The sequence below is a fragment of the Litorimonas sp. genome, assembly GCA_029936425.1.
In the GTDB taxonomy this organism is placed as follows: Bacteria; Pseudomonadota; Alphaproteobacteria; order Caulobacterales; family Maricaulaceae; genus Litorimonas.
Window position 1 is genome coordinate 25,024 of the sequence record JAPYSU010000016.1, and the last position, 21,313, is coordinate 46,336.

Annotated in this window: 17 protein-coding genes; 8 read left to right on the forward strand and 9 right to left on the reverse strand. The window is 51.1% G+C overall.

The features are described from left to right. The first annotated feature begins 166 nt into the window (after positions 1-166). Positions 167-946 carry a YebC/PmpR family DNA-binding transcriptional regulator gene (locus ACN0IC_RS12050; protein ID WP_416879031.1) on the forward strand — a complete coding sequence of 260 codons (780 nt, stop codon included), beginning with the start codon at positions 167-169 and terminating at the stop codon, positions 944-946. Positions 947-1,017: 71 nt separating this feature from the next. Here the strand turns inward: ACN0IC_RS12050 and yghU are convergent, their stop codons facing one another. Both yghU and ACN0IC_RS12060 read right to left on the reverse strand, forming a co-directional pair. Next, positions 1,018-1,860, reverse strand: coding sequence for a glutathione-dependent disulfide-bond oxidoreductase (gene yghU / locus ACN0IC_RS12055; protein ID WP_416879032.1), 843 nt, complete (start codon positions 1,858-1,860; stop codon positions 1,018-1,020). 92 nt (positions 1,861-1,952) lie between these two features. Continuing rightward, positions 1,953-3,446 carry an FMN-binding glutamate synthase family protein gene (locus ACN0IC_RS12060; RefSeq protein WP_416879060.1) on the reverse strand — a complete coding sequence of 498 codons (1,494 nt, stop codon included), beginning with the start codon at positions 3,444-3,446 and terminating at the stop codon, positions 1,953-1,955. 197 nt (positions 3,447-3,643) lie between these two features. On the opposite strand from ACN0IC_RS12060, the gene ACN0IC_RS12065 reads away from it, so the two are divergent. Next, positions 3,644-4,183: an SRPBCC family protein gene (locus ACN0IC_RS12065; RefSeq protein ID WP_416879033.1), complete on the forward strand. Its 540-nt coding sequence runs from the start codon at positions 3,644-3,646 to the stop codon at positions 4,181-4,183. Between the two features lie 20 nt (positions 4,184-4,203). Here the strand turns inward: ACN0IC_RS12065 and ACN0IC_RS12070 are convergent, their stop codons facing one another. Together ACN0IC_RS12070 and ACN0IC_RS12075 are read right to left on the reverse strand one after the other, a co-directional pair. Then, positions 4,204-5,916, reverse strand: a complete 1,713-nt coding sequence (locus tag ACN0IC_RS12070; RefSeq protein WP_416879034.1) for a hypothetical protein — start codon at positions 5,914-5,916, stop codon at positions 4,204-4,206. Positions 5,917-6,066: 150 nt separating this feature from the next. Next, positions 6,067-6,957: a DMT family transporter gene (locus ACN0IC_RS12075; protein WP_416879035.1), complete on the reverse strand. Its 891-nt coding sequence runs from the start codon at positions 6,955-6,957 to the stop codon at positions 6,067-6,069. 126 nt (positions 6,958-7,083) lie between these two features. On the opposite strand from ACN0IC_RS12075, the gene ACN0IC_RS12080 reads away from it, so the two are divergent. Further along, positions 7,084-8,217, forward strand: coding sequence for a pyridoxal phosphate-dependent aminotransferase (locus tag ACN0IC_RS12080; RefSeq protein ID WP_416879061.1), 1,134 nt, complete (start codon positions 7,084-7,086; stop codon positions 8,215-8,217). 38 nt (positions 8,218-8,255) lie between these two features. Here the strand turns inward: ACN0IC_RS12080 and ACN0IC_RS12085 are convergent, their stop codons facing one another. The 3 genes from ACN0IC_RS12085 to trxB all read right to left on the reverse strand — a co-directional run bounded on the left by ACN0IC_RS12085 (position 8,256) and on the right by trxB (position 13,094). Beyond that, complete coding sequence (locus ACN0IC_RS12085; RefSeq protein WP_416879036.1) at positions 8,256-10,904, reverse strand: response regulator; 2,649 nt, start codon at positions 10,902-10,904, stop codon at positions 8,256-8,258. Between the two features lie 297 nt (positions 10,905-11,201). Then, positions 11,202-12,122, reverse strand: coding sequence for a LysR family transcriptional regulator (locus ACN0IC_RS12090; RefSeq protein WP_416879037.1), 921 nt, complete (start codon positions 12,120-12,122; stop codon positions 11,202-11,204). Then, positions 12,123-13,094 (reverse strand): thioredoxin-disulfide reductase, encoded by a 972-nt coding sequence (trxB, locus tag ACN0IC_RS12095; protein ID WP_416879038.1) that lies wholly within the window; start codon positions 13,092-13,094, stop codon positions 12,123-12,125. A gap of 255 nt (positions 13,095-13,349) precedes the next feature. Between trxB and ACN0IC_RS12100 the strand changes: the two genes are divergently transcribed. Then, a complete protein-coding gene (locus ACN0IC_RS12100) occupies positions 13,350-14,123 on the forward strand; it encodes a ThuA domain-containing protein (RefSeq protein WP_416879039.1) in 774 nt (257 codons plus the stop codon). Between the two features lie 22 nt (positions 14,124-14,145). Here the strand turns inward: ACN0IC_RS12100 and ACN0IC_RS12105 are convergent, their stop codons facing one another. Both ACN0IC_RS12105 and greA read right to left on the reverse strand, forming a co-directional pair. Further along, positions 14,146-15,138, reverse strand: coding sequence for a mitochondrial fission ELM1 family protein (locus ACN0IC_RS12105; RefSeq protein ID WP_416879040.1), 993 nt, complete (start codon positions 15,136-15,138; stop codon positions 14,146-14,148). Positions 15,139-15,141: 3 nt separating this feature from the next. Beyond that, positions 15,142-15,615, reverse strand: a complete 474-nt coding sequence (gene greA, locus ACN0IC_RS12110) for a transcription elongation factor GreA (RefSeq protein ID WP_416879041.1) — start codon at positions 15,613-15,615, stop codon at positions 15,142-15,144. A gap of 387 nt (positions 15,616-16,002) precedes the next feature. Between greA and gloB the strand changes: the two genes are divergently transcribed. The 4 genes from gloB (at position 16,003) to ACN0IC_RS12130 (ending at position 21,253) form a co-directional block, all read left to right on the forward strand. Continuing rightward, positions 16,003-16,746 carry a hydroxyacylglutathione hydrolase gene (gene gloB / locus ACN0IC_RS12115; protein WP_416879042.1) on the forward strand — a complete coding sequence of 248 codons (744 nt, stop codon included), beginning with the start codon at positions 16,003-16,005 and terminating at the stop codon, positions 16,744-16,746. A gap of 91 nt (positions 16,747-16,837) precedes the next feature. Continuing rightward, positions 16,838-18,520: a hypothetical protein gene (locus tag ACN0IC_RS12120; RefSeq protein WP_416879043.1), complete on the forward strand. Its 1,683-nt coding sequence runs from the start codon at positions 16,838-16,840 to the stop codon at positions 18,518-18,520. 356 nt (positions 18,521-18,876) lie between these two features. After that, a complete protein-coding gene (locus tag ACN0IC_RS12125) occupies positions 18,877-20,670 on the forward strand; it encodes a long-chain-acyl-CoA synthetase (RefSeq protein ID WP_416879044.1) in 1,794 nt (597 codons plus the stop codon). 25 nt (positions 20,671-20,695) lie between these two features. Beyond that, positions 20,696-21,253, forward strand: a complete 558-nt coding sequence (locus ACN0IC_RS12130; protein ID WP_416879045.1) for a DUF924 family protein — start codon at positions 20,696-20,698, stop codon at positions 21,251-21,253. The last annotated feature ends 60 nt before the right edge of the window (positions 21,254-21,313 follow it).

Genomic DNA, 21,313 nt, shown 5'->3' on the forward strand with positions numbered 1-21,313 from the left:
CTACTCTGATTTAGCGGCGGCGCAGATAAAAATTGATGCAGAGTAGGGCATGTCGCGGAAAATTTCATCACATAGGAGGCGGGCTTGACCGTTTAACGCTCTTGCTCCGCTTCCGGCAATCCCTTAGAACGCCACAAATTTTCGCTTTATTTCAAAGGGACTCGCCATGGCAGGTCATTCCAAATGGGCCAATATCCAGCACCGTAAGGGCCGTCAGGATAAACTCCGCTCCAAACTTTTCTCAAAACTTTCAAAAGACATCACGATCGCGGCGAAAATGGGCGGCGAAGATCCGGACATGAATCCGCGCCTTCGTTTGGCAATTGCCAACGCCAAGGGTCAGTCCATGCCGAAGGATAATATCCAGCGCGCGGTCAGCAAAGGCGTCGGCGGCGACGGAGCGGATTATGAAGAAATCCGTTATGAGGGCTTTGGCCCCGGCGGCATCGGATTTGTGGTTGAAGCCAGCACGGACAATAAAAACCGCGCCGCGATGGAAGTTCGCACGGCCTTTTCCAAAAACGGTGGCGCTTTGGGCGAAACCGGATCCGTAACCTTCATGTTCGATCAGATGGGCAAAATTGAATATCCGCTCGCCGTCACGAGTGAAGACGAGATGATGGAAGCGGCGATTGAGGCGGGCGCCGAAGACGTCGAAACAGATGAAGAGGCCGATGATCAGTGGGATGAATATGAACCCGTCCACACGATCTGGACGGCGCGCGATGATCTTGGTCCTGTCGCGGGCGAACTGGAAAAGAAATTCGGTGAGGCCAAATCCGTCAACTTGATCTGGAAAGCGCAGAACGAAATCGACAATCCGGAGCAGGCCGCGGCAGTTATGCGCCTGAATGACGCCCTCGAAGATGTCGACGATGTCTCAACGGTCTTTCACAGTTTTGCCATGACCGAAGAAGCCATGGCGACTATCCCGGATGATGAGTAAGGCTTGAATACATAACATAAAAAGAAAAAGGCGGCTCTTTTGGCCGCCTTTTTTATTGGATTGGAGGTTAATCAATCCAGATCAGACGCACTGTGGCGTTCTCTTAACTGCTGGTCTTCCTCGCCCCAGGTGCGGTTGACGCGGCGGCCGCGTTGAACGGCCTCGCGTTTTGCAATCTGTTTGGCCCAACGCAGAACGTGCTCATATTCGTGAGTTTGCAAAAATTCTTCGGCGTCATAGACGTTTCCGGTCACGACGCCGCCATACCAAGGCCAGACCGCCATATCCGCAATGGAATACTCGTCACCGGCCAGATATTCATTATCGGCCAGACGGCGGTTTAAGACATCCAGTTGACGTTTGGCTTCCATCGAAAATCTATCAATGGCGTATTCGATTTTGACCGGGGCGTAGCTGTAGAAATGTCCGAAACCGCCGCCAAGATAGGGCGCGCTGCCCATTTGCCAGAAAAGCCAGGAGAGCGCTTCGGTTCTGGCGGAGGCGTCTTTGGGCAGGAAGGCGTCAAATTTTTCTGCCAGATATAGAAGGATAGAGCCGGATTCGAACAGCCTCTGAGGCGGGGAGACGCTGTGATCCATCAAGGCCGGTATTTTGGAGTTGGGGTTGATCTCGACAAAACCGCTTCCGAATTGATCGCCTTCACCGATATCTATCAGCCAGGCATCATATTCGGCTTCTGTGTGACCGGCGGCGAGAAGCTCTTCGAGCATAATGGTCACTTTTTGGCCGTTGGGTGTTGCGAGAGAATAAAGTTGAAAAGGGTGCTTCCCAATTTCCAGAGTTTTGTCATGGGTCGGTCCGGCAATAGGGCGATTGATATTTGCGAATTTTCCGCCGGATTCTTTGTCCCATTTCCAGACTTTTGGCGGGGTGTAGTCTTGTTCATCTGCCATCTTGTGTCTCTCTCATTCTCGTTAATCTATGCGTCCAATATGGGTTATATTTATAGGAGAAAAAGGGGTTCACAATAATTTGACCAACAAGCTTAGTTATAGCGCGACCTGTCCCAGACTTGATTGAAGGGTTTACTACGGCCGGAAGATTGTATGACCATGAGGTGCTCTCGTTGTAATTCACGTGGCCCTTCAACGCCGCAGGCATGAGCAATCATTTCGACTTCTTTTTGTATATTCTGGACATAGTTTTTAACCCGAACGGCTTTGTTGGACGGATTAAGTCCGCGTTGAAGCCGTTTATTATGGGTTGTTACGCCTGTTGGGCAGGTGTTCTGATCGCATTTTAAGGCCTGGATACAGCCCAGTGAAAACATGAATCCCCGCGCGGCATTGACGAGGTCAGCGCCGGCGCAAAAGGCCCAGGCGACATCGGCTGACGTTATGAGCTTGCCACTGGCAACCAAAGCGACGCGGTCTCGAAGGCCATGCTCGCGAAGAAGATCATCCATCAACGGAAGGGATTCCCGTACTGTCAGCCCCGTATTATCAATCAGGGGGAGCGGGGCCGCGCCCGTGCCGCCATCCCCGCCGTCCACGACAATGTAATCCGGGGCACTTTCCTTGCCGCGTTTTTGAATAGCTTCAAGAAATTCGAGAATAGGGGCAGGATTGCCGATACACATTTTAAGGCCCGTCGGTCTCTCGGAAACGCGTCTGACCTGATCAATCAAATCCAGCAATTCTTCGGGATTGGAAGCATCCACATGACGATTAGGCGAGATCGCTGCTTTGCCTTCAGGAATGCCCCGTATTTCGGCAATTTCTTTCGTGACTTTGTCTGCCGGTAATATGCCGCCTTTTCCGGGCTTTGCCCCTTGTGACAATTTGATTTCGACCATACGAATATGATGGTTTTCGCAAATCTTGCGTAGTTTTTCTTCGTTGAGCGTGCCGTCTTCATTGCGCGCCCCAAATTTGGCTGTTCCAAGTTGATAGATAATGTCGCATTCCCCCTCCAAATGGAACGGGGAAACGCCGCCTTCACCTGTATTTAGCCAGCATCCGGCCATGCTGGCGCCGTGGGACAGAGCCTGAATAGCGGGTTTGGATAAGCTGCCATAGCTCATGGCTGAGATGTTGAAAAAGCTTTTGGGGGCGTAAGGGTGCGGTGTTTGCGGGCCAATTATGAAAGCCGGGAGCGTTTCGTGTTCCTCTTCCAGGCGCGGAAAAAGTCCATTGGCAAAGATAGGCGTTCCCGGGGAAAGGACTTTGGTAGACCCGAACGGAACGACATCCTTTCCTTCTTCGCAGACTTCATAGACCCACTCTCTTTCGGCGCGGTTAAACGGCATTTCCTCGCGGTCTTGAGAAAAGAAATATTGCCGGAAAAATTCTCCCAGTCTGGAAAATAAATTCCGAAATCTTCCGATGACAGGATAATTCCTGTGCACCGCATTTGAGGTTTGGTTTACGTCGATAATGAACAGGATAATGCCGGCAATTACCAGCACGCCAATGACGAACAAAAAGAGAGAGCCCAGAAGATCAAGGCCTCTTGAGGCAAAGGTTGCGACATCTTCCATCTTTGTGCCGTTCGGGCCGATCTGGGCAAATAAGTGTTGGATATAAAACAACATGCTTAAGCTCCTGTTTGCTTAGGTCGAGTATGGGCCTCTAAATGGCTGCCTGCAAGGACGGTGCCTGGGGCGATCTGATAAGTTATGCGGGCTGGATTATGAAATCAGTCTCACCTAGAGTCGCGCCGTATAAAAGGAGTGTTGTGAAACTTTTTCTCGGAATTGTATTTGGCATTTTCAGCCTTTTTCTTGCGGCTTGCGCGGTAGGTTATTTCTTGCCGGCGACTTTAGAAATTGAGCGCTCCACAATTATCAACGCTTATCCTGATGATGTCTTTCCTCTATTGAATGACCTGAAATCCTATAAGAGCTGGGCCGCATTGGATGACCGGTTAGGCCAAGTCCCTATCCTGACAGGCGGGGCAGAGTCCGGCATGGGGCAAACACAGGCCTGGCAGAATGGTCCCAAAGGCTATGAAGTAGGAAGTCGGGAAATAATGCAGGAGTCAGCGCCGGAATTTGTACAAATACAAGTTTCGGTCAATGGACAAGTTTCCAGCACAACACACGCCATTCTAAAAACGGAACCCGGAATTGTCACTGTGCTTTCCAAAAGAGAGTTACCGCAGCCTGGCTTTCCGTATATTGGGCGGCTTAAAGGGCTTATGATGAAGCAGGAAATTGCGGATAATCTCGACGCAGCCCTTGAAAGACTTAAAACCCAGGTTGAAACAAACCTGTAGCGCCCCAGAACCGTTGGAAATTAAGGGTCAGGGTCAGGGTCTGGTTCCGGCTCCGGAAGCGTTTCAGGTTGCATCCAGTCCGGCAGTTCCGGCCTGTCATCAGGCTGTTTCAACAGATCTCGTAACCGGCCGGGGTCTTCCTCAATGATGATGGGCTTATTCAGAAATTCCCGATCAAAGCTGACTTCCGGTGCATCCGTGAATATTGTGGAAGACGGACCGCCTGCATTTACGGAATTGTCCCCGATAGGAAGGCCGAGAGAGCGCCGCGATGCGGGTGCCTGCTGACGCTGACCTCTATCCGTGCCTGTGCCGGCTCTGCCGTTAAAGCTTTCCCATCCGCTAGCGTCGCGTCCTTGAAACTTCTTGAGATATTCAGGGCAATTTTCATGCGTACGATTAGCCTCCCGGCACCTTATGTCCATATTAAGTCCGTCATAGCCTGCGCCGGGACTGGTACTTGGCGTCAGTGTCCATCCATCTGCTCCGCGGGAGTTGCCGCGTCTTGTTCCGCCGCCGGGGACCGCTTCGTTTCCCCCGCCTGCTTTCGGGCCGGAAACGGTTGGCCCTCCGGCGCCGGGGGTGGAGGGCGGCAGGCCGACAGGGCGTCTCAATAAATCCCCTAAAGGATCGGATTGAGATTGCGGAACGGCTCTATCGGCTTCGCTCTGATTTGAGGGCGCGTCCGGTGACGCCAGAATAGTGGGCGCTGTTGAAATAATATCCGGATTGCTTGGCGCGGGTTCGCTGACATCCGGCGGATCAATGCTGTCCGGTGTTTCTGGCGTTTGCACAGTCGGAGGCGTTTCAGAGGGCTCCGTTAAAGGCTCTGTCTCAACCGGCGGAAGGGTTTCGACCGGCGGTAGCTCTTCCAAAGGCTCTTCGACAACTGCGCCGGGTGCGGCGGGCTCATCCACGGGTTCAGGCGTCTGAAAGGGTTCAGGTTCTAGCTCAGATTCCGGTTCGGTCGCTGGCTCGGGCTCTATGATGGGCTCAGGTTCCGGCTCAACTTCAGGCTCGGGCTCGGGCGTCATATCTGGCTCAGTTTCCGTAATCGGCTCAGCTTCCGGTTCGATCACTGGCTCAGGCTCAATTATGGGCTCGGGTTCCGGTTCAATAACGGGCGGCTCAGGTTCAGGCTCCGGCTCGGGTTCAGGAACGGGCAGGGGTTCAGGCTCGGGAATAACCTCGGGTTCCGGTTCCACCACAGGCTCCGAGATAATGTCTGGGGGCGGAGGGGTGATTTGTGGTTCAGGTTCAACTTCCGGTTCCGGGATTGGCTCCGGTTCAGGTTCAGGTTCGGGCTCAGGCTCAGGCTCAGGCTCAGGCTGTGGAGGCGGGGGCGTTATGACAGGTTCCGGCTCTGGTTCCGGGTCGGGCGGCGGAGGCGTTGGGGCGGGGCGTGGCTTAGGCCGGGGCGCGACCGCCGGGGCTGGAATGGCGGGCTGTATGACTTCGGGGTCAGGGGCCGGTTCTGGTTCGGGTTGCGGCGCGGGATCAAAGGCGACGATCTGGACCGGGAGAACTTCCGGCTCTTCAGGTTTCAGCTCAGGCATAATGAAATGCGGAGAGAGCATAAAGAACAAAGCAAAATGGACAGCCAGGACAGTGACAATGATGGAGGTAAGACGCGAGCCATCATCATCGATAAAATTGCTGATCGCATCGTCATCGTGATAGGGCGAGAAACTTCCGCCCCATCGCCGCGCGTCATATGTGATGGAGTGATTCACCCGCGCTGAAATCCTCAATTCTACGTCCGATGCCGGAGCCCCTTGACCTTAGCCATAAGGGCAAGCCAGGGGCGAGCCAAGGGGGTGAGGGCAGTGTAAGCCGGAGAACGGGTTAAATCTTGTTCAGAACCGTGGCCTCAAAGCCATTTATCAAAGGATTTCTGTGTCATCCGCTCTTTGTTTGTTGCGAAAGAGAATAACTCCTATGCCTGACAAAGTTAATATCGCTCCGCCAATAAGCCGCGGAGTTAAAGGTTCTTTCAAAATGAGCGCCGCCCCTGCAACTGTTATAACCGTCATCATCAGCCCTGACGGCGCGACAATATGAAGAGGCAGGCGCTTGAGGAGCCAATAATAACTGCCATGCGCGAGAATCGAAGCCAGGAGAGCGGAATAAAGCACGGCGGCTGCAAAATTCCAGCGAATGTCAGCCGAGAAAACCCGGAATTGATTGTCTTCAATTATAAAGCTGGCCGGCCAGAGTAGACAGGCGCCCACCAGAGTAAACCAGCTTAGCAGCTCCAACGGGGCAATATTTTTAAGTCTTTTGACGATCAGAGCGCCAATCGCTTCGCTCAGCGCCGCGCACATCAAAAATATAATACCCAAGAAGTATAACGGCCCGGCAGCTTCTCCGGGTTTCGCTGTGGCAACAATAACGACTCCGCAAAATGCCATAATGACGCCGAGTGACCGCCAAAGACCGACTTTTTCTTTGAAGAATATAACCGATAATAGAATAGAAAACGGGACATAGAGCTCTATCGTGACAGCCCCGGCCGCCGCCGTGGTCATTTCCAGACCCTGAAATATGAATAGATAATTGAACCCCGCAAATCCCAGCCCGCCGAGAATCAACCAGAGCATTTGCCCTTTGTGCCAGCGAAGCCAGGGAAGTGTAAGTAGAGTCACCAGCGTCACCCGGGTAGCAGCGTAAAAAACAGGCGGAATGGATTCCCCTACGGCCAGTTTAATGACAATAAAATGCAATCCCCAGACCGTGCAGATCATGAAAAGCACCAGAAATTCTTTTAGAGTCATGCTATATCCTCCATAGCCTGACCCCGTAATTAGGTTTAGGGTCATTGTGAACCCGAAAAAGGCTCCTGCACCGTGTCCGAAAAATTGCTCTCCAAATCCATTCTCTCTATCGCGCCCTCTGCTACCATGGCGATGACGCAATTGGCGCGCGAATTAAAAGCCAAGGGTCGGGACGTTATCGGATTATCCGCCGGGGAGTCGGATTTCGATACGCCGCAGCATATTGGAGAGGCGGCTGTTAAAGCCATTCGAGATGGTAAAACCCGTTACACGGCTGTGGACGGAGTGCCTGAATTAAAAGACGCTATTATTGAAAAGTTCAAACGCGAAAATGGCCTGACCTACTCGCCATCTGAGATTAACGTCTCTCCGGGCGGCAAGCCTGTTATATTTAATGCCTTGGCAGTGACTTTGAACCCGGGCGACGAGGTTATTATTCCGGCGCCTTGCTGGGTCTCCTATCCTGGGATGGTGAGCCTGCTGGGGGCGACGCCGATCATTGTTTCCTGTGGTGTGGACACAGGCTTTCGATTGAGCGCAGAAGCATTGGAAGCGGCCATAACGCCAAAGACGAAATGGCTGATGCTCAACTCCCCGTCCAATCCGACTGGGTCCGCCTATAGCCGTGAGGATCTAGCCGCGCTGGCTGAGGTTTTGCGGCGCTATCCCGAAATTCTCGTTCTCAGCGATGATATATATGAACACCTCATTTATGATGGTTTCGAATTTGCGACTTTGGCCTCGGTTGCGCCTGATTTGAAACATCGCGTCCTAACAATGAATGGGGTGTCCAAAGCCTATGCCATGACAGGATGGCGCATTGGATATGCAGGCGGGCCAGATTGGCTTATCAAAGCCATGGCCAAATATATGGGGCAGACGACCTCCAACCCTGCTTCGATTTCTCAATGGGCGGCTGTAGCGGCATTGAACGGGCCGCAGGATTTTATTTCCGAGGCGAGGGCGGCCTATAACACCCGACGGAAAAATGTCGTGAACGCAATAAATTCCGCCAAAGGCTTGAGTTGCCGGGAGCCGGAAGGAGCGTTTTATGCCTTCTTTGACTGCCGTGAGGTTCTGAGAGACAAGATTGAAACGGACAGCGATTTTACCAAATCTTTATTGGGAGAAACTGGCGTGGCGCTTGTGCCGGGCTCTGCGTTTCATGCGCCCGGCTTTGTCCGCTTGTCATATGCAGCAGACCCTAAACTATTAGAAGACGCCTGCGCCAGACTGGATCAATTTTGTCAGGCGCTTTAATTTAATGAGTTTGATATCGGAGCAGAAGACCCGTCTGCTTACACAGCAATGGCCTTGGTTTCGCCGCCTGAGCTATAATATTCCAATTTTTCCAGTAACTCGGATTGTTTGACCGGCTTGGTTAGGTAATCGTCCATTCCGGCATCCAGACAATCCTGACGGTCATTTTTAAGAGCGTGCCCCGTGAGCGCAATGATCGGCGTATGGGGTAATCCGTTGGTTTGTTCATACTTATTGATTTGGCGAGCCGCTTCATATCCGTCCATGACGGGCATGGAGACATCCATTAAAATAACTGGAAAATTCCCATTTTCAGCCATGTAGCGGTCAAGGCCTTCTTTGCCGTTATTCGTAAATACAGGCTCGAAACGTGAATCGGACAACATCAGCCGCACAACATCCTGATTCAGAGGAAAGTCTTCTGCAACAAGAATTCGCGTTTTACCATTGGAAGAATTGTTTTCGCTTGACGGGTCATTTTGCTGCGAAGCGTCATCTTCAGACTTGGTGTTTGACGTTTCAGGCAGGATTGATGAAATATCATCTGTATCAGATTTATCTTCCGATGTTTTCATCTGCTCAGATGTCAACTGATTTTCAGGATTTACAGAACTGCTTTCGGCTTCAAGAGCTGATTGAAGTTCAGCCTCCAAAACGGACTCAATATCGTTATTTTCTTCAGGGGAAGCGTCTTCAATCTCCAAAGCACCAGCTTTTGCCGAATTGAATGAACTGACAGCTTCGACTATCGCTTCATGTAGGCGTTTTTCCCGTACCGGCTTTATAAGGTAATTTGTAATTCCGATTTTATTCAACTCACTCGTCGAGACAGATTGATCGCAAGAGGAGAGCATGATGGTCGGCGGTGCGTTAACGGCCTTGTTGTTATGAACCATTTCTGCCCATTCCTGTCCGTTCAAACCCGGCATGAGATAATCCAACAGGACGAAGTCATAAGGCTCGTTTAGCTCTTGGGCCTTTTTCAACGTTTTCAAACCTTCGACCCCATCCGCGGCGCTGTCGGACGTAACCCCCCAGCTTTCTAACTGCTCTTTCAGAACCTGCCTATTTACCGCGATATCATCGACAATAAGGGCCTTTTTACCTTTTAAGGATGAGACGTCATATTTGGTAACTTGAGCATTTGGGTCTAGCGGGAGAGGGAATTGAAGTGAGAACTGTGATCCGTGTCCAATTTCCGATGTAACGGAAATTCGTCCATCCATCATCTCTATAATACTTTTTGTAATCGCAAGGCCGAGGCCTGTGCCGCCGTAAACTCGTGTGGTCGATCCATCGGCCTGAGTGAATTTGTCAAAGATATGATTTAATTTGTCCGCCGGAATACCGATACCTGTGTCGGAGACGTCAATGCGAATACAACTCACGCCGTCGCGGGCTTCGGAAACCGCAACTGTCACTGTTATGTGGCCTTCCTTCGTGAATTTGATCGCATTTCCAACCAGATTGGTAACAACCTGTCTCAGACGGCCTCCGTCGCCAATGAACCTGGAGGGCATGACGGCCGGATAGTTGATAACGAGTTCGAGGCCTTTTTCTTGAGCTTTGGCCACAAGAAGCGATGTCACATCACTAATCGCTGACTTAAGGTCGAATGGAATCGGATCAAGTTCCAAGGCGCCGGCTTCAATTTTGGAGAAATCGAGAATGTCGTTAATAATCGTCAGGAGTGCGGAGGCACTATTATTAATGACATCGACAAATTCTTTCTGGCGAGTGTCTATTTTTGTGCTGCCGAGCAACTCTGCCATCCCCAAAATGCCGTTCATAGGCGTCCGGATTTCGTGACTCATATTGGCAAGAAATTCGGATTTTGCTTTGCTTGCGGCAATGGCATTATCCTTGGCCTCTTCAAGCGCTTTTTCCTGTTTATGCTCATGATGCACATCCCGAACGAAAGCCCAGATAGAGAGGGGGCGGCCAGAAGGGTCTCTAACCAATTTGGCGGTTGAGTGACTCCAACGGACGCGGCCATCATATGTGAGTGATCTGATTTTGGCCATGGCCTGGCTCTTGCCTTGGGACAGGCTGTTAATCATTTCTTTCAGATATTTTCTGTCTTCGGGATACATGATGGCGGCTATCCCGTGGGTATCGATTTTTTTGACGCCTTCTGGACCAAAATAAAGTTTGAGAGATTCACTCAGGTGATAAGTCTTGGTTTTCAGGTCGTATTTCCAATAACCGGCTTTGCCGAGCATTAAAGACTCTTCAAACATCTCATCCATTTCGACAAATTCAGAAATGTTTTCTGCCATAGAAAGCGTAAAGCCATTGGGTAGATTTTTGCGCACAAAGCTATGTGTACTTCCGTCTCCCATTTGGAGTAGCTTACGCTTCATACCAATTTTTGCTTCGTTGGAGGCTTTTTGAGCTTCAGGAGAGAGATTATCCTTACTTAACATTTCAGGAGTCAGCATGCCGTTTGCAAACATGGCGTCGTGACAGGCTGAAAGGGGGTCCCCGACTTTCAGGTCTTTGGGGTCTATTTTTAATTGTTCATAGGTGTGAGAAGAAATGAACTGATAATTTAGGTCTTGGTCAAGAACAGAAACACTAATGTCCAGATTTTCGCACAGGTAATCAAGAATGAGATCCCGGAATTCAGGCGCAATTTGTTGGCTCATATCCCGGCGAGCTGATTCTTTGCTGATTTCCTGTCCCATATATCTACCCCCACCTTACTATTCTGAAGACCATTCCCCGCGCGCTTTGTGACGGGTTAAAGTTAAGAAAAGGCGAAAAAAAACCGGGTTTGAGTAAAAACTCAAAACCCGGTGAAGTCTTCGCAATACAAATCGGGGAGAACTGTATGCGGTAAAAACAGGGCACACAAAAGGGGAGGACGTTGCCGTGTTTCTTGAGTGTATATAAAGATTTATTCTGCCAAGAGAACACACAGAGCCGCAAAGGACCTATGCTTTTAAGCATAGCTGGACAAAATAGCGCTTAAACCCTTAGTTCTAGGCTTTGACAGGACGCGGAGGCGAGGCAATCCAGCTTCTGGTGACGCGTTGCAGAAACTCCCGGAAAACTTTTGCCCTGACAGAGCCCCTCAATTGTGTCGGATAGACAAAGTAAAGGTCAATCGGCTCGCCGGAAACGCTCGGGAGAACTTTGACGAGCCGCCGGGATAAAACGGTCATGTAATCCGGTATGCCGGCAAGCCCGATACCGGCTTCGGCGGCCCGCATGATGCCGTGCAAATTATTGACGCTTAGAACGGGTTTACGCGGCGTGGAGGCCCCGGCGCTCAAGACCCAGTTGGAGCTGTTGAGATTTTTGGGAATCAGCTCGCCGAATGCAATGATTTTATGATTATCCAAATCCTCAGCTGATGAAGGCGCTCCGTGCGCGGCGAGATAGGCGTGGCTGGCATAAATGCTCTGCGTGATCTGGCCCAGTTTTCTTTCTATTACATCGCCTTGTGTGGTCGGCCAAGGCCGCAGCGCGCAGTCAACGTCAAAGGCGGAGAGGTCATGCTCACTATCCTCGAGGATGAGCTGGACTTCGATATCCGGGTAGGTCGCCATAAATTCCGGCAGAACCGAGGTCAGCCAATTGGAGCCGAGGGAAATAGGCGTGGAGACGCGCAAAAGGCCTTGTGGTTTTTCCCGACTGTCCCGAAGGGACGACTGGGCCATGGCCACTTTCATGGCCATATCTCTGGAGGCGTAGAAAAGAATATGCCCCTGTTCGGTCAGAGTCAGTCCGCGCGCATGACGGTGGAACAGGGAAACTTCGAGATCCTGTTCCAGGGCCGTGATTTGCCGAGAGACCGCCGACTGGGAGATTTTGAGAGCGTCGGCGGCGGCCGTCAGTGACCCATGCTCCGCCGCAGCGTGAAATGTTTTGAGCTTATCCCAATCGAGGGAGTGCGGCACCTATTCCGCCGCTTCCTGAACCGGTTCGGCTTCGTGATGCTCGGCGAGGAAGCGTTCTGCTTCGAGAGCGCCCATGCAGCCCAGTCCTGCCGCTGTCACTGCTTGTCGGTATGTTTCATCCGAGACGTCACCCGTGGCGAATACGCCCGGAATATTCGTGGCCGTACTGTCCGGCGCGGTCGTTATATATCCGCCGCTGTTCATCGCAACATGACCCTCAAAAATTGTGGTCGAAGGTTTATGACCAATGGCAATGAAGACGCCGTGAGTGTCGCGCGTATGTTCCTCGCCGTCCTTTGTGCTTTTCAATCTAACACCTGTGACGCCAAGAGGATCTTCATCGCCCAGAATTTCTTCAAGCGTTGTGTCCCAGAGAATTTCGACCTTTTCGTTGTTGAAAAGGCGTTCCTGCAAGATCTTTTCAGCTCTGAGGCTGTCCCGGCGATGAACCAGTGTAACTTTGGACGCAAAATTGGTCAAAAACAGCGCCTCCTCGACGGCTGTGTTGCCGCCGCCAACAACGACAACTTCCTTGCCGCGATAGAAAAACCCGTCGCATGTGGCGCAGGCGGAGACGCCGAAGCCCTGGAATTTATCTTCCGAAGGCAGGCCAAGCCATTTGGCCTGCGCGCCTGTCGCGATGATAACGGAGTCGGCCGTGTAAACAGTACCGCTATCGCCGTTCATGACAAAGGGGCGCTTTGAAAAATCAACCGTTGTAATAGTGTCTTCGTAAAAGGCTGTGCCGAATTTCAGCGCGTGTTCCTTGAATTTGTCCATTAGCTCGGGGCCCATTATCTCGGGAAAACCGGGGTAGTTTTCGACGTCTGTCGTAATGGTCAATTGCCCGCCGGGCTGAAGTCCGGCGACCATGCCGGGTTCCAGCATCGCGCGCGCGGCGTAAACTGCGGCAGTATAGCCGGCAGGTCCGGAGCCGATAATCATGACTTTGTGGTGAACGGAGTCGCTCATAAGAATGCCTCTAATAAATATCCAGACATAAATAAGGGGGGATGGCCGGATTCGCAAGCGGAGCGAGCGATTTACGGGGGATAAATTCCCGTAAGGAGGGGCATGAAGCCAAGCGTGTAATTTATCAGCTTGCTTGCAGTTTGAGCGAAGCTCTGCCAATTTCATAAAATGAAATCTATATTACACGTTTCCACCGCTTTTTTATCTTTGTCTTTAATGGCGTGTTCAAACATCCCGGTAGCGTCCGCGGAGGAGATGCCATGGCCAAGAAGTTATGAATATTTAGAGGAAAACTCTGTTCTGGTTTTTTCCGGCACGCGCGATTGGCGGCATGATAGCGGAATCGCTGGCGCCACGGCTTTCTGGGCGCGGGAGTCCGACCAGAACGGCACAGGTATTTATACGACTGAAAATCCAGCCGTTTTTTCCAAAACTAATTTGAAAAAGTTTTCGGCTATCGTTTTGAACTCAATGACGGGTGATGTGTTAAACACTGCTCAGAAGTCGGCTCTGGAAGAATTTGTCGAAGGCGGTGGGGGTCTGCTCATTCATCACGGCGGCGGGGACGGAAGTTCCGGCGAAAACTGGCCGTGGTATAAGGACTTAATTGGAACGGTGTTTATCAGCCATCCGATGGATCCGCAGATGCAAGAGGCTTCAGTGGTCACGCTCGCTGGGGATCATCCCGTAATGGCCGGATTGAAAGATGAATTTTCTCAGACGGATGAATGGTATAGTTTTGACGGCCCCGTAACAGGACAAGTCACGGTGCTGGCGGGATTGGATGAAAGCAGTTATTCGCCGGTCAATAACGTATATGGAGAGGTTTCGGATTTACGCATGGGGCCGGAGGCTTCGGACCATCCTATCATTTGGGCGAAATGCCCCGGACAGGGCCGCATGGTCTATTCCGCCCTCGGCCATAATATTGCGAGTTTCGACAGTCACGCTCATCAAAAACTGCTCCGAAATGCGATGGCCTGGGTGACAAAAGAGAGCGATGCCGAAGGTCAGTTCTGTCCGGATTGAGGCTGAACAACCCGGCTCCTGCCTAGTTCAATACGGCATCACGGCGGTCATAGTGCGCCCATAGTTTCTCTGCCAATCGAGCTGTTTCGTCGAGAGGAGGATAATCTGGAGCTGTCGGATCGCCGCTGTAAGGATGAAGATGGCATTTATCTGTCAAAGCCTCGTGCAGCTGTTTAAACTTTCCGGCATCTCCGGAAAGGGGCAGGGTGAACACAGCTTTGCCGGTGGCGGCTGCTTCGGTCAGCATATTTGTGCTTTCCTCTGTGACTAAAATGATTTCAGCTCCGCCAAGGAAGGCAAAATAGGGGTTTTCGCCTTCTCCCGTATGGAGCCAAATCTTGTCATTGCCCTTGGCTAAGTCGGAATAGTCTTTTTGAACCCAATCCGGTGTGCGGCGGGACGTTGTGATTAAGAGGCTGTAGCCTTTGCTGAGAAGATCATTGGCGGCGCTGATGTGATTCTGATGATCGGCTTGAGTGAACTGAAAGCGCTTGCTCGGCCCGCCGATAAGCAGGGCGGCCCTCGGCATCGAAAAACGGTTTAATTGCGTTTCGAAAGCCAGAGTTTCTTTTATAATTTCATCGCGAGTCACGCGATTAGGCGACCCGATCATGGTTTCGACATTGCGTCCGGACAAATTATCGTGCTGCGGTGCGATGACCAGATCAAAGCGATCCGGATCAATCTTCGGATCCTGTATATAGACCGTGAAACAGGTGGGAATGGTTCTTTTGATGGCGAGCAGGGCGGCAATCGCCTGTCGTCCACATCCTATTACCAAATCAGGTGTTTCGCGGGGAAGGCCGTAATCCGCCGGGCGGTTTTTAAGTGCAAATTGCATGAGCGGCGTGGCCGCCTTGAAGGCCATGCCCGGAGTTAGAACGTGTTTTGTAAAGGAGAAGGGACGCAGCCGCGCCGAGGCTTCGGCCAAGCCTAGAGCCTGATTTTCAATGCCGCGCCGCCCATCGCTGATGACCCAGCCTTGCAGTGCCTCTTCATAAGCAGAAGAGGCCATTGTTTAGACGAAAGAAACTTCGAGGATTTCATACCCTTTCGATCCGCCCGGCGCGATCACTTCGAAGACGTCGCCGACGACTTTGGAAATCATGGCGCGTGCAATCGGAGAGGTGACAGAAACTTTGCCTTCTTTGATGCTGGCTTCGTCTTCACCGACGATCTGGTAAGTGCTTTCCTCGTCTGTGTCTTCATTGACGATTTTAACGGTGGCGCCAAAACGCACGGTTTCGCCCGACATGGTTGTCGGATCAATTACCTGCGCCAGAGACAGTTTGGATTCGAGTTCCTGAATACGGCCTTCAATGAAGCCCTGCTTCTCTTTGGCAGCGTGATATTCCGCATTCTCAGAAAGATCGCCATGTTCGCGGGCTACTGAAATCGCCTGAATAACTTCAGGTCGCTCAACAGTTTTCAAATGCTTCAGCTCGCTTTCGAGTGCGGCATGGCCATTTACGGTCATAGGAAATTTTTGCATAATAATTCGTCCAGTTCGCAAAAAAAATGTAGCAAAGACCCATAAGGTCTTGAAGAGTTGGGTCAAGACCAAATAGCTCAAAGCGTGTCTTGTACCTGTCTTAAATCAAGCCTTCTAGATGGCGTTGTTTTTCACTTTGTCAAGAAATTCAACTCTTAAGGGGCGCTGAAACTCTCGGGACAAAAGAAAATGGCGACAGGGGTGCCACCCTGCCGCCTATGCCCAAACCCCATTCGAAAGGAGACGAAATTTAGTTTGTGCCATAGCAATTTGTAATGTGTGAGCATCAGAGTCAATTCACTATTCTTCATGCTCTCTGCGGCGTCTCGTCTTATATTTTGTTCATCACCTTGTTCTTAAGGCCATTTCTTTCCATATAATTGGCCTATGACAGAACGTTCTCCAAACCTAGAAATCGAAATTTTCCTCTGCCTGTCTGATAATTACGGTATTTTATTACATGATAAACAAACTGGTCAGACGGTTGCAATCGATACGCCTGACGGAGAGGAAATTGCGTTGCAGTGTGAGAAGAGGGGATGGAATCTCACCGAAATCTGGAACACTCATCATCATTGGGATCATACGGGCGGAAACCTGTTCCTGAAGGAAAAATTCGACCTGACGATTACCGGGCCGGGTATGATTGAGGATCGAATACCGGGGCTGGATAGGGGCGTGGGAAATGGAGACCAGTTCGATTTCGCCGGTCATAAAGTCCATGTCTGGCATACGCCGGGGCACACTAAAGATCACATTGTTTTTTATGTCCCTGCCGCGAATTCGGTTTTCGTCGGCGATACTTTATTTTTAATGGGCTGCGGGAAACTGTTTGAAGGCACGCCGGCGCAGATGCGTACTAGCTTGAAGAAACTGGCAAAACTTCCGCCGGAAACTAAGGTGTATTGCGGACATGAATATACGCTTTCCAATGCCGCATTTGCCCTGACGGTGGAGCCGGAAAATGAGGATTTATTGGCCGCGATCAAATCCGCCACTCTGAAACGCGAACGGGGCGAGCCAACGCTTCCCGGCACAATCAAGCAGGAATTGGCAACCAATCCGTTTATGCGGGCCGGCAGTGATGAGGCCTTGGGCGAAATTCGGGCGGCCAAAGATAATTTTCAATAAAATAATTTTGAATGAAAACAACGATAGAAGATGAACAATATGTGAACGTGGCTTTCAGCCTGCGCCTAACTTCTGTATAGTAAAATTACATATGGACAAAAAAACATTTCTTCGGACCGGGCTTTTCGCCTCGGCACTCTTTTTAACCACTTCGTTGGCCACAACCGGTTTTGCCGAAGAATACCAGTCTCTTCCTGATCTCAGTCCAGAAGAAATCGCTCTGGATGTTAAGCAGGAATTTAATAACAGAACAGGTCAGACGGAATATATTGCTCCGACTTATGACCCCTTCGAAGAAGACCGCGCTATGGCGGGGTCAGTAAATCTTCGGTCTGTCTCCGGCCCTGTTACAGCGATAGACGGAGAGGTTTTCACAGGCGGCGTCATTTTGGATATGGCCTTTTATTATAATTCACACAGCGACGATCCGTATGATGTACGCGGATTTACAGACGCCTCTTTCCTCTCGGGGTCACTGGCTCCGGCTCTGTTGCGCGATAACCGGGTGCTCGAATGCTCTCGCAATGTTCAGGACGTTGTTTACGATCACAGTTTTTATTACGCGCCCACATTCAGTTATAATATTTTCAGACCCAATCGTTATTATGGCGGGTATCACCGCTATGGGCGATTTGACCGTCCGTATTGGCGTCATTTCGGATCCGGCTATGGTCGGCACAGTGGCGGCTGGAGCCGTGGAGGTTTTGGCGGAAGGTATGACGGGCGGGGCGGACGCCGTGATCGAGACGGAAACCGATATGATAGAGATCGAGATCGGGATCGTGGTGACCGAGATCGCGGAGATAGGGACCGCGGCGATAGAGATCGTGGCGACAGAGACCAAAGACAGGACCGTCAGGCAGATTTCTCTGACCGGGTTATCCGGTCTGACCTCTCCGGACGCAGCCGCGTCACGGTCGGCCAGACGCCATTAAGAGCAGAAAATCGCCGCGACAGGTCGGATCGTGACAGATCAAACAATGACCGCCGCAGTCGCCGCGGAAACGATTCCCGAGACAATAGGGCCGAAAATAGAGGCTCGAACACAACTCGTACGAATACGGTTATTCGGGCTGTGCCGGAGATTTCTCAAAGGCGAGAAAAAAGACCGGACGTTCAGATACCTCGCGTCAATTCCAGTTCTGACCGGGTAAAAAGACCAGCGCCCCGCCCAAGTAACAGAGCGGCGCCGCGCCGAGAGACCCGTTCTGTAACCACACGGTCAACTGTGAAAGTTCCAAGTGTTTCCACCCCTCGCGCCGCGCCGCCAAGAGCTGTAACGCCGCAAAGATCGGCTCCGCCCAGACGCTCAATGCCGCAACGCTCAGCCCCCCAGCGTTCAGCGCCTAAAGCCAAACGCGAAGGCACGGTTAAAGGAAATGTCGTCATGAATTTTTTCCAATCCGGTTCCAGTTATTCGCGTGATGTCGTTCGAAGTGTGGAGGTGGATTGCGCTCGGGAAGAAACATTAAGTGTGTTTATTCCGGCCGGGCGTTTGGACGCTGCCAGATATGACGGATTAACAATCCTGGCCCTGGATGTAGAAGGACGTGAATACCCTATTTTCGTGCCGCCAAATTATATTGAAGGCTTCAACCTGGCTGTCGGCGAAAATTATAATGAGCGTTCGTCTGTAACCGTGACAAACCCTCAACCTGTCTACAGGTCGACAAGTCCTTACCGGGAAATTGAGCCAGTGGATTGTCCCGAAGGTACGATTACGCAATCTAACGGCACTTGCATGATTGATAACTCGAATAAATATCCGCAATAACTGTTTCAAATCCGGACGGTGCTGTTCCAATTCGTGTCCTGAATGGGAAATGATTGTTTATAAGCTCGGATATCGCTTTAAAATTAGGCCTCTTCGTTTGGCATGAGGTTTGCAAACCAAGTGGAGAAAGCCGGATTGATATAATTCGGGATTTCCACGAAAAGTTTTGCGCTCCCACGCGAAGTTTTTCAAATGTTAGTCAGTTCACCCGGTTGTCTTTTGGACAGCCGGGTTTTTCTTTGGAAAAAAGCCCGTGGTTTTCAACAGCCGCTTGATTCCAATGAGCCTGTCTTTATTGTCCGATTGAACGATCAATTATACGGGCAGATATAACGGCCTGACCAACGGGAAAAATCATGGGTTTTATCTCCACTATCAAACGCGAAGTCAGCTACCTCAGCGGCCTGCTTCGGATGCTGCGTTCCGTCAAAGATGTGGACGCAGAGAGCAATCATCTTGTGGCTGACGAGCTTGAAAAAAGAGTCGATCAGTATGGCTCAAATACAGCCTTTATAGAGGATGATAGAGAATGGACTTATGACGAGTTTGAAACTTATGCCAATAAGGTTGCAGGGTGGGCCCGTGCTCAAGGCCTGAAAGCCAATGATACCGTCGCCGTTTTTGTCAGAAATCGGTTGGAGTATGTCGCGCTCTGGTTCGGCCTGTCCAAGCTTGGAGTCGTACCGGCTCTTTTGAATTTTCAACTCTCCGGCGCCGCTCTGGCGCATTGCGTCAATATTTCCAAAGCTAAACATCTGATACTCGACCATGAAATGGCCGATCAGTGGTCGGCTGCAGAAGGCGATGTTAAAGTTGACCTGACAGTCTGGGCCGCTTTCGGAGAGGTAAGGGATTATAGAACATTTGACGAAGCGCTGACAGACGTCGTTCCCAATCGCCCGGCGAAATCAGAGCGCCAAGGCCTGAAAGCCGGGGATCAGGCCATTAAAATGTTCACCTCCGGCACGACGGGCATGCCTAAAGCGGCAAAAGTCACTCACGTCCGGGCGCAAAATTATCTTCGCGGTATCGGAACGGGAGCTAAATCCGGTCCGACAGACCGAATGATGATGGTCTTGCCGCTTTATCATGCGACAGGCGGGCTGGTCGGTATAGGATGCGCACTGACCCATGGCGGCGCCGTCATTGTTCAGCCTAAATTTTCGGCGACAAAGTTTTGGGACGAAGCCGTGCGCCACGGCGCAACACAATTTACTTATGTAGGAGAGCTCTGCCGGTTTCTTCTTTCGACTCCGCCCCACCCCCTGGAAAGAGACCACAAAATCAGATGGGCGATCGGGAACGGCCTTCGGAAAGATGTCTGGGAAGGGTTTACCAAGCGATTTGATATTCCTCACATTATCGAATTTTACGGGGCGACTGAGGGCAATGTCAGCTTGATAAATGTTGACGGCCCGCCCGGCGCGGTCGGACGCGTTCCGGATTATCTGAAGTTCAAATTTAATGTCGATATTATTCGCTTTGATGTCGACACCGAGGAAAATCCTCGCGGTGCGGACGGGTTTTGTATACGGACCGACGTCGATGAAATTGGCGAGGTCATAGGCGAAATCCGAACAGATGACGCCCGTTTCCGCTTTGACGGTTATCAGAACAAGAGCGCGACGAAGAAAAAGATTTTGCGCAATGTTTTCAAAAAAGATGATGCCTGGTTCCGGACCGGGGATCTGATGAAACGCGATAAGCTCGGTTATTATTATTTCATGGATCGTGTCGGGGACACTTATCGCTGGAAAGCAGAGAACGTGGCAACCGGCGAAGTGGCGTCTATTCTTTCAAAATATGAGGGCGTCACTCAGGCCAATGTTTATGGCGTGGAAGTCCCGGGATATGACGGGCGCGCCGGTATGGCCGCTATAGTTGCGGAGAAGGAGCCGGATTTGGAAAAGCTCATGGAGCTCATTCGGACGGAACTCCCTGCCTTTGCGTGGCCCGTTTTTCTGCGACTGTCCAAAGAGTCAGATACGACAAGTACGTTTAAATTTAAAAAGACCAATCTTGTTAAAGCCGGTTATGACCCGGCCAATATTTCCGAGCCGCTTTACTTTGCAAACCCCGAAAGTGGGCAGTTCGAAAAACTCGACAAGGCGGCTTTCAAAAAAATAAATTCTGGCGATATTCGACTTTAGGCGGCTTGTTTCAGCTCTGGTTCTCATGAAAAACGCTCAGGACATACTCAGCTTTTGGTTTGAAGAAACGCCTAAGAAATATTGGTTTCAAGCCACAGCGGCTTTCGATTCTGACATCCGTCACCGGTTTGAGACAACGGCGACAGAACTTGCGGCAAAACTTTCCAAATCTACCCCTCATCAATGGGAAGAGCAGGCAGAGAGCTCTCTGGCGCTTATTTTGGCCCTCGATCAATTTCCGCGGAATATGTATCGGGACACACCTGGCGCCTTTGCCTGGGACGGCTTGGCGCTCGGCGTCGCCGGACGCATGGTCGAAAAAGGTTGGGATCTCAAAATCAAACAAAGCCAGCGCGCTTTTGTCTATATGCCGTTTATGCATACAGAAGACATAATGGCGCAAAATAAATGTGTCGATCTGTGTGACTCGCGCCTGGAGGATAGCAACACACTCCATCACGCCAAGGAACACCACAAGGTTATCAAGAAATTCGGACGTTTTCCGCACCGAAATAAGATATTAAACCGCGAGAGCACCGAGGCGGAAGAGCGGTTTCTCGACGCCGGAGGATATTCTCCGTGACATCCAGATAAAGTCTTACAAAGTCATAATTTATGCGAAACCCTGCTAGTCCTCTCCGCG